Annotated in this window: 7 protein-coding genes, 1 pseudogene and 1 CRISPR repeat array; of the genes and pseudogenes, 5 read left to right on the top strand and 3 right to left on the bottom strand. The window is 67.6% G+C overall.

Annotation, left to right across the window (positions count from 1 at the left end; genetic code table 11):
- Positions 1 to 389 precede the first annotated feature (389 nt).
- Positions 390 to 662: direct repeats of the CRISPR family, unit length 29 nt; unit sequence GTGGTCCCCGCGCACGCGGGGCTGGACCC.
- A 602-nt stretch (positions 663 to 1,264) separates the two neighbouring features.
- On the top strand, positions 1,265 to 2,698 hold the full coding sequence (locus ACFU99_RS23050) for a M1 family aminopeptidase (protein WP_384394881.1): 1,434 nt from the start codon (positions 1,265 to 1,267) through the stop codon (positions 2,696 to 2,698).
- 185 nt (positions 2,699 to 2,883) lie between these two features.
- Here ACFU99_RS23050 and ACFU99_RS23045 read toward each other — a convergent pair whose 3' ends face one another.
- The 3 genes from ACFU99_RS23045 to ACFU99_RS23035 form a co-directional block, all read right to left on the bottom strand.
- Positions 2,884 to 3,300, bottom strand: a complete 417-nt coding sequence (locus ACFU99_RS23045; RefSeq protein ID WP_384394879.1) for a nuclear transport factor 2 family protein — start codon at positions 3,298 to 3,300, stop codon at positions 2,884 to 2,886.
- Positions 3,301 to 3,369: 69 nt separating this feature from the next.
- Positions 3,370 to 4,155 carry an SDR family NAD(P)-dependent oxidoreductase gene (locus ACFU99_RS23040; protein WP_384394877.1) on the bottom strand — a complete coding sequence of 262 codons (786 nt, stop codon included), beginning with the start codon at positions 4,153 to 4,155 and terminating at the stop codon, positions 3,370 to 3,372.
- 121 nt (positions 4,156 to 4,276) lie between these two features.
- Positions 4,277 to 4,708: an Rrf2 family transcriptional regulator gene (locus ACFU99_RS23035; RefSeq protein WP_384394875.1), complete on the bottom strand. Its 432-nt coding sequence runs from the start codon at positions 4,706 to 4,708 to the stop codon at positions 4,277 to 4,279.
- Positions 4,709 to 5,184: 476 nt separating this feature from the next.
- Between ACFU99_RS23035 and ACFU99_RS23030 the strand changes: the two genes are divergently transcribed.
- From ACFU99_RS23030 to ACFU99_RS23015, 4 genes and pseudogenes are all read left to right on the top strand, one after another.
- Positions 5,185 to 5,976, top strand: coding sequence for an MBL fold metallo-hydrolase (locus ACFU99_RS23030; RefSeq protein ID WP_384394873.1), 792 nt, complete (start codon positions 5,185 to 5,187; stop codon positions 5,974 to 5,976).
- 38 nt (positions 5,977 to 6,014) lie between these two features.
- On the top strand, positions 6,015 to 6,629 hold the full coding sequence (locus ACFU99_RS23025) for a TetR/AcrR family transcriptional regulator (RefSeq protein WP_384394882.1): 615 nt from the start codon (positions 6,015 to 6,017) through the stop codon (positions 6,627 to 6,629).
- A gap of 573 nt (positions 6,630 to 7,202) precedes the next feature.
- On the top strand, positions 7,203 to 8,063 hold the full coding sequence (locus tag ACFU99_RS23020; RefSeq protein ID WP_384394872.1) for a DUF2637 domain-containing protein: 861 nt from the start codon (positions 7,203 to 7,205) through the stop codon (positions 8,061 to 8,063).
- A 149-nt stretch (positions 8,064 to 8,212) separates the two neighbouring features.
- Positions 8,213 to 8,545, top strand: a pseudogene (locus ACFU99_RS23015) (DUF4291 family protein); the annotation flags it as partial.
- Between the last annotated feature and the right edge of the window lie 90 nt (positions 8,546 to 8,635).

Genomic DNA, 8,635 nt, shown 5'->3' with positions numbered 1-8,635 from the left:
CGAATGCAGCACCGCGCCGGCCTCGTCGAGGGCTACCTCGCCAAGACCGGACTGAACCTCCAACCCCCGTAACCTCAACCATTAAAGATCTCTAGCCGCAGTAGTTGACGGTATCCGCTTCTGGCAAGCCATTCATAAGAGGCCGCACTCGTTCGTGAGCATGGGAGCAGTTTGGGGCTTGAACCCCTCCGGGGTGTCGCGGAGGGGTCGGCACTGATTCCCCGGGTGGCGCATGGCACTACCCTTCCACTCGTCACCGCATCGGCCTGACCGCCAAGACCTGCGAACCGGCGCAAGGTGCAATCTAGGAGTGCAATGCGGCAATGCCGGAGTCTGTCGTAGTGGGTAAAATCTGGCCTCTCATGGAATGAAACTGCAGGTCGGCACCTGTGGTCCCCGCGCACGCGGGGCTGGACCCCCAATACGTAAGCAATAGCGGTACAAGGGGTTGTGGTCCCCGCGCACGCGGGGCTGGACCCTCACTGGGGCCCTCACCCCCCCTCCCGAGTCCGTGGTCCCCGCGCACGCGGGGCTGGACCCGGCAGTGCAAGGACTGGGAGTTGGTCGGTCTGGTGGTCCCCGCGCACGCGGGGCTGGACCCCCCGCGGCCTCCTGCTCCGGGGAACGCGGGGCGTGGTCCCCGCGCACGCGGGGCTGTTTCGCCGCCCGGGTGGAACTTCTTGACCGACTTTGCGTTCTCCTCGCCAACGCGCCTTCCCCGCGGGAAAACATTCGGGAGCCGACGCCCTCACAATGTCGACCCATCACCGACTTCTATTCGCTCGACGATCTCCCCCGATCGATGCCCCAAGGGGCCCAAGCCCGTTACCGAAAGTCATCACCGTCGAGGCAGGTCAAAGCCCTGGAGACCCCCTGCACCCGCCCTCTCGTCAGGGGGTTTCCAGGGAGTTCGAGCGCGGCGCAGGGGGTTTTGAGGGGGCGTCAGCGCGGGACGGGCCGGGACGCTGTGGGTGCGGCGTTCCCGGTGTTTTCGCAGGTCAGCTGCCCATTGGATGAGGAACTTCGCAGGTCGACCGTCTGCCGCATCCATGAAGGTGAAGTACAAGGAGACGGCTCGGGGCGGGCTCGCCGTCAACGTTATTGAGTGCTGAGTGAGCAGGGGGAATTCCGCAACGGCCGTTCATGGGCTCTGGGTTGGCCGGTCGGTGGAGCGCGTTGGCTGTCACATGTTCAGCATGGAACGGTCATACGGCGGTGACTTCCTCAGCGAGGCTTGATCACTTCGCGCCTTTACCGTACGGCCATGAAGCGCACCCGGTACATATTTCTGGCAGGCGCCCTCAGCCTGTGTGCGTCCATGGCCTGTAGCAGTGCGGCGCTCGCTGAGGACAGGCGATCGGCGAGCACCGCGGGGTACGACGCACTGGACTATGACGTGTCGTTGGAATACAAGGACAACACGCGAGACATGTCGGGCTCCACCACCATGAAGGCCAAGGCCACCGAAGACCTCAAGGACGTCAGCCTCGACTTCGCGGGAGGCCGGGTCGGCAAGGTCACGGTGGACGGCCGGTCCGCCGAGTTCGGGATTCAGGGCGAGAAGCTGAAGGTGAAGACCCGGCCCTTGCCCAAGGGGTCCGCCTTTACGGTGCACGTCGATTACGTGGTGACCAGGAAGAACCCGGATGACCCCGCGCATCCCGGGAAACAGCAGCACATGCCGTGGCTGGAGGCCGACCGCGGTTTCATCATCGAGCCGCAGAGCCCTGGAACAGCGCATCGTGTCTATCCGTGCAAGGACGATGTCACCGACAAGGCCACCTACACCTTCCATGTCACGGCCCCCTCGGACCTCACAGGCATCGCCAACGGCGACCTGACCAGCACCAAGGAGGTCTCGGGAGGTGCCACCATGCGCACCTATCGGCTGAACCACCCCGTGCCCGCGATGGACAATCAGGTCGCGGTGGGCCCCTATACCCAGGTCAACAGCCACACCAGGCAGGACGGCGTCACCGTCCGCGATGTCGTTCCCACCGATCAAGCCGACCGGCTCAAGCCCCTGCTCACCCCCCGCACCGACAGGCAGCTGGACTGGCTCACCTCGAAGCTGGGCCGCTACCCGTTCAAGACCTATGGCACCTTCGCCTCCCTCGTCCCCGCAGCCTTCGAGAGCGCGACACTGGTCACCCTTCCCATTCCCCAGCAGGGGAACGAGTTCGGTGACTACCTGATGGCCCATGAAATGACCCACCAGTGGTTCGGCGCTTCACTCACCCCGAAGGAAAACTTCGGTGATGACCTCTGGCTAGCGGAGGGGCACGCCCACCTGTACGGGCTGTGGTACTCGTCCGACCCGAAGGATCCCGGCTCGGAAAAGGCCCTTGAGGCGGCCATGCGCGAAGAGTACGGAATAGATCAAGGCATCCGTAACGAGGAGGGAGCTCCTGGAAAACCGGGGGACTTCTCGAAGACCGGAATGACTCAGCGTACGGGTGGCGCGCTGGCCCTCTATGCCTTGCGCCAGTCGGTCGGCCCCCAGACATTCGAAAAGATCGAACGGGCGGTGGCAGACCGGTACAAGTACAAGACGATCTCGACCGAGGACTACATCAAGACCGCCCGCGAGGTGTCCGGGAGCGAAGACGCCGCCAAGGTTCTCAGGAACTGGCTGTTCAGCACCGAGACTCCCCCGATGCCCGGCCACCCCGACTGGAAGCCGGGATCGGCTTCCTGAAGCAGGCAGATCAAGGCCCTGGAAACCGCCTGTGCCCCTGTGCGCACCCGCCCGCAGGGACACAGGGGGTTTCCAGGGAGCTTCAGCGCGGGACGGGACGGGACGGGCGCGGCCGGGCCGGAACGCCGAGGGTGCGGTGTTTCTGGCGTTCTAGGGCTTCCAGGCGTTCCAGCAGGTCAACTGCATCAGGCGGCGTTGAACGCCTTCGCGACGGTCAGCGTGTCCTCGTACAGGTGCAGGCGGACGATCCGCTCGTCCTCGACCGCGAGGTGCATGGCCACCGGAGTGGTGAACTCCTTTCCGCCCGCCGCGACGGTGTGTGTGAAGACTGCCAGCAGCACCACGTCACCGCCGTCGACGATGACGCGCTCCAGTACGACCTTGCTCCCGCCCTGGGCGAAGTGCGGCCACATCGTGGTGAAGTACGGCGCGACCTCCTCCCGGCGGGTGCGGCGGCCGGTCCAGGGCAGTGCGGCGCTGCCGGGGACGTGCCAGTCGATCTCGTCGGCGAAGAGTTCCTGGATGCCGTCGGGGTCCTGCTCGCCGAGGCGCTCGACGAACTGCTCGGCCACGGTCCGCGAGGTCTGGGTGTCTGTTGTCATCGCGCCTATCCTTCTTGTCCTTTGTGTTTGATCTTTTGTGTTTGGTCTTCTGTGTTTGGTCTTCTGTGTCTAGAGCTGTGTGGCGCCGCCGTCGACGAGCAGTTCCGCGCCGGTCGTGAACGTGCTCTGGTCGCCGGCCAGGTAGAGGGCGGTGGCGGCGACCTCGTCGGGGCGGCCGCGGCGGCCGAGCGGGGTCGGCGGGGTGGGTTCGGCTGCGGTGGGGGCGACCGCGGTGGGGTCATCGGCGTGCGGGAAAGCGGCGAGGAGTCCGTTCAGGCCCGGGGTCTCGACAGGGCCGGGGGTGAGGGCGTTGACGCGGATTCGGCGGTCGGCCAGTTCCGCGGCCCAGGTGCGGGCGAGGCTGCGGATCGCGGCCTTGGTGGCGGCGTAGACACCCAGGCCGGGGGCGGCCCGCAGGGCCGAGCTGGAGGAGAGCAGCAGCACCGAGGAGCCGGCCGTCAGCAGCGGCAGCGCCTTTTGGACAGTGAAGACGGTGCCCTTGAAATTGATCGCGGTCGTGCGCTCGTACTCCTCCTCGGTGATCGCGCCGAGCGGACCGTAGTCCCCGACCCCCGCGTTGGCCACCACGATGTCCAGACGGCCGCTGCGGTTCTCGATCTCGACGAAGAGCCGGTCGAGGTCGCCGAGGTCCGAGGTATCGCCCTGGACGGCGATGCCGCGCGCGCCTACCTGCGCGACGGCGCCTACCTGTTCGACGGCGGCGTCCAGCGCGGCCTTGCGGCGGCCGGTCAGATAGACGGTCGCGCCCTCGGCGGCGAAACGGCGGGCGATGGCCAGGCCGATGCCGCTGGAGGCGCCGGTGACGAGGGCGGTTTTGTTGTCCAGTTGTCCCATGGGACTCTCCAATTCTTCGATGTAACCATTTTTGTTACGTCAGTGAGCGTGAGATGCGATCCCCCTCAGCCAGGGGGAATCGACGGTTCGAGGCGAGGCGGCTCGACTCGGGCGGCTCGACTCAGGCGGCTTTCAAGATGTCCCGCAGTACGTCCTCCAGGGTGGTCTTGGCCAGTTCCCTGCGCAGGACGGCCTCCACGTCGTCGTACACGGCGGTCATCGCCGGCCCGATGCCGTGACCCACGACGCACTCGGGGTCCGGCGTCCCGGGGTGCAGGGCGAAGACCGGTCCAGGTTCGATCGCCTGGTAGACGTCGAGCAAGGTGATCTCCGCCAGGTCCCGCGCGAGCATCCAGCCCGCCCCCGCCCCCCGCCGCGAATCGGCGAGACCGGCCTTGCGCAGCTCGGCCAGCAGGCGGCGGATGACGACGGGGTTGGTGTTGACGCTCGTAGCGATCTGCTCGGAGGTGGCGACCTCGTGGCCGCGCCGCTGGTACAGCCCGATCCAGGTCAGGGCGTGGGTCGCGATGGTCAGCCTGCTGTTGGCACTCACGTGGGCCTCCACTCCCCGGTTCCAGTCGTAACGATAATTGTTACGACTTCGGACGGCAACCCCCCTGCGGCAAATCCCGCACGACCGGCCGGAGCGAATGTTCGCCTCTTGGGCACTCGGCTACTCAGCCCCTTTGAGTACGAGCATCGACCAGCCGACCAGCCTCGATGCCGCCACGCCCGCAGAGCGGAAGGGGTCAGTCGCCCCGTGCATGGATATCGCCCCCTGCGCCCTGCCGGGTATTCCGCTGGCGGCACCCCGGCGCGAGGCCACCCCGCCCGCGTTCGCGGCCCCGCCCGTGGGGATCGGTGCCGTCGTCGCGGATACGAAGGCCGGTTCCGGCCATGCCACCCCCTCTCACACGGAGCCAGAACGGCCATTCTGCTAGGGTCAGAATGACTGTTCTAAGAACGGTCATTCTTGAGGCCTGCCGATCTCCGGCATGCCCGTTTCCGGCTCACCGCGAAGGAGTAGTTGTGCGACTGCGACGTATGGGATGGGCGGGCGTCGAGCTCGAACATGAGGGGCAGACGCTGGTGATCGACCTCATCGAGGACGCTTCGCCGCTGTTTTCGCAGGAGAAGTTCCCCGAGGCGTCCCGCCCCGGGGAGGCCGTGGCGGCGCTGGTGACGCACCTGCATACGGATCACGCGGACCCGGTGGCGATCCGGAAGGCGCTGGCCGAGGGGGCGCCGATATACCGGCCCGAGCCGTTTCCCGGTTCGGGGGACGATCTCAAGTGGACTTGCGAGGCGGAGGATCTCTTCCGCGAGCACGGGATCGCGACGGAGGTCGTGCAGGCGTGGGAGGAACGGACCGTGGGGCCGTTCCGTGTCGCCGCGGGGCCGTCGATCGACGGCCTGGGGGATCCGCAGATCTGCTGGGTCGTCGAGTGCGACGGCGTCCGTATCTTCCATGGCGGGGACACGATCTTCCACGGGTTCTGGTGGGCGATCGCGCGCCGGTTCGGGCCCGTGGACATCGCGTTCGTGCCCATCAACGGCGCGATAGTGGAGCTCCCCCACCTTCAGCCGCCGAGCCCGTTCCACGCCGCGATGCTGCCGGAGGAGGCGGCGGTCGCGGCGCACATCCTGGGCGCGCACACCGCGGTTCCCATCCACTACGGGACGCTGCACAAGCCCCCGATCTACATCGAGACGCCGCGGGCGGTCGAGCGCTTCGAGGAGCGTGCGACCGAACTCGGAATGACTCCGTTCGTCACGACGCCCGGCGAATGGTTCACTCCGCGACCCGCGCCGGTACACTAGAACCAGCGTTCTAGTACGGGAGGGTTCCGAGGTTGAGGGTGGACGACGACGAGGCGCGGTCGCGCGTACTGGAGACCGCCGAGGAGCTCTTCTACCAGCGCGGCATCACCGCGGTGGGGATGGCCGAGGTCCGGGACGGCTCGGAGGTGTCGCTGGCGCGGCTCTACAAGCTCTATCCGTCCAAGCACCACCTCGCGGCCGCCTATCTCGCGGCGCACGGAGAGCAGTTGCGCACGCGACTGGCCGCGTCCGTCGAGCGGGCCGCCCCGGCCTCGGCAGGCTCGCGGGCGCGGCTGCTCGCTGCGTTCGACGGCATCCGGGAAGCCATCGACGCACCGGGATTCCGGGGCTGCGCCTTCGTCAACGCCTGGGCCGAACTCGGCGGCAACGGAGCCGAAAGCCACCCCTTGGTGACCGAAGCGGTGCAGGAGCACAAAACGCTGTTCCGCGATTACCTGGTCGGGCTCGCCGAGGATTACGCCGACCCGCGGGCCGTCGGCGAGCGCATGCACGTACTGGTGGAAGGGGCCATGGTGACGTCCGCGCTCCTGGGTGCGGACGCCGCCGCCCAGGCGCGCATCGCCGCGTCCGCCGTGCTCGACGCGGCGGGCGCGGAAGCGAAGGCCGGGGCGGGCGCAGCTCGGAAGGGTTGAGAATTCGGCACCCCCGGGTCCAGCTTCAGACTCGGGGGCATGCCGAGGCGTTGTCGAATTGAGCCGAATGGCGGGTATCTGACCACTGTTAACCATCGTTTCAGTGGTTATGACCGATATGGCCTACGCCTCCGCTCCGCACGCTCACCCCATTCGCCGCATGGGCAAGTGGCTCCTCAAGCCGACCGCCACCCCCTGCAGCAACGGACAAACCCCATCCGCCTACCTGGAATGCGGTGGCCAAGAGGTCCAACTGGAGCATTCCGCCGACCTTTTGACGCACCTGCTCGCCGAACTGGACCGCATCGGGGTCGCCCTGTGGGGGCAGACCTTCACCACGGACCCGCGCTCGCCCACGGGTCTTCCCTCGCCAACCGGTCCTTACGCGCCCACCGGTCCTCACGCGCCCACGGATCTTCACTCGCCCACGGGCCCTTACTCGCCCGCGGACTCGTACTCGCCCGCAGGCCCTCGGCCGCCCGCGGGCCCGCCGCCCGCGCACCAGCCCCTGCCGGCCATGGTCTGAGCGAACCGGTCCCGGTCCGCACCGCTTCCTCACAGCACGGAGTCACCGTGTACGACCCCAATGTCTCCCCCTTGTTCCAGTCCACGCCCACCGACCCGCACTGGGCCTCCGAGCCGCGGTACGGGCTGGGCGACGGCCCCCTCTTCAGCGGCGCTTTCAACGGAGCGGCCCCGCACGAAAGCCTGGCCGACGCCTGTGACGCGATCGCCGCGACGAACGGCACGTACCTGGACGCCGAGATCGCCGATCTGCTCAGCGCCGCGGATTCTCCGCCCGTAGCCGCCGACATCCCGTACGCCGCGCCGGACACCGACACGTACGCCGCCGCGAGCCCGTACACCACTGCCCCGCACGCCGCCGACCTGCACGCCGCCGGCCCGCACAGCCATCGGAAGACCGCACGGCTGCCGTTCCGACGCGTCGGAAAGAGCGACCGCACCAGCAAGGGCGGCTGCACCTGGAAGCGGCTGCTCAGCCTGGCCTCCGTCGTACTGACCACCGCGCTCGTGGCCGCCGTCGGCATCCTCGGCGCCGCCGCGTCGTACCCCGCGCTGCACGGCCTCGCCAGCGGCGTCGCTCCAGGCGGGGTCGCGCTGTTGTGGCCGCTGCTCGTGTACGGGCCGTGGCTCGCCGCCACGCTCTCGATCCTGCGCGCCCGTGCCTACCGGCGGCGCACCGTCCACTCCTGGTGCGTCATCATCCTTTTCGCCGCCATCGCCATGGCCCTGTGCATCATCCACGCCCCGACCACGCCCGCCGGCATCATCGTCGCCGGACTGCCGCCCGTGACCGTACTGCTCTGCTTCCACCAGCTCATCCGCCAACTCGACCTCACCCCCGGCCCCCCCCCCACCACCCGCCACGCCTCCACCGCCCGCGGCACCCATCGCCAACGGATCACGGGCTGAAGGAGCTGAGGGATTCGTTCACCGAGGGATTGATTCGGGGGGCGCGAGTCTGCGGGCGTCGCCATCCCCCGTGAGGGCGGCGGCGGAAATTCCCTCGGCTTCACGTCAAGGAAAATCGATGGCCTGCGCGGGACAACGCGGCCACTCTGATCTCCGTGAAAGAACCCAAGCATCGAATTCGAGCGGCGTACACGGACTCGACGGTCACCGTCTACCAGGCGTACGCGCCGGAAATCGGCCTGCCGTCGGCGCGGGACGGCCGATTCCCCGTGACGTGGAAACGGGACCGGATGACATGGATCAAACCGTCGTTCCTGTGGATGATGTACCGCTGCGGCTGGGGCGCCAAGGAAAACCAGGAAACCGTTCTCGCCGTGGAGATCACCCGTGAGGGCTTCGAGTGGGCTCTGGAACACGCCTGTCTGTCCCACTACGACCAAGACCTCCACACCGACCACGCGGCGTGGAAGCGCCAGTTGAAAGACATCTCACGTGCTTAAGAAGTCAAGCCGCGACGGCCGGCTCGGCCGGGAAGGAGGTGAACGCGTGTTGTTCGTTGAAGAGCTGTCCGG

It is taken from the genome of Streptomyces sp. NPDC057654, from assembly GCF_042800135.1.
Lineage (GTDB): Bacteria > Actinomycetota > Actinomycetes > Streptomycetales > Streptomycetaceae > Streptomyces.
Note: the sequence above shows the minus strand (reverse complement) of the source record. Positions and strands in the feature narration are given on the sequence as shown.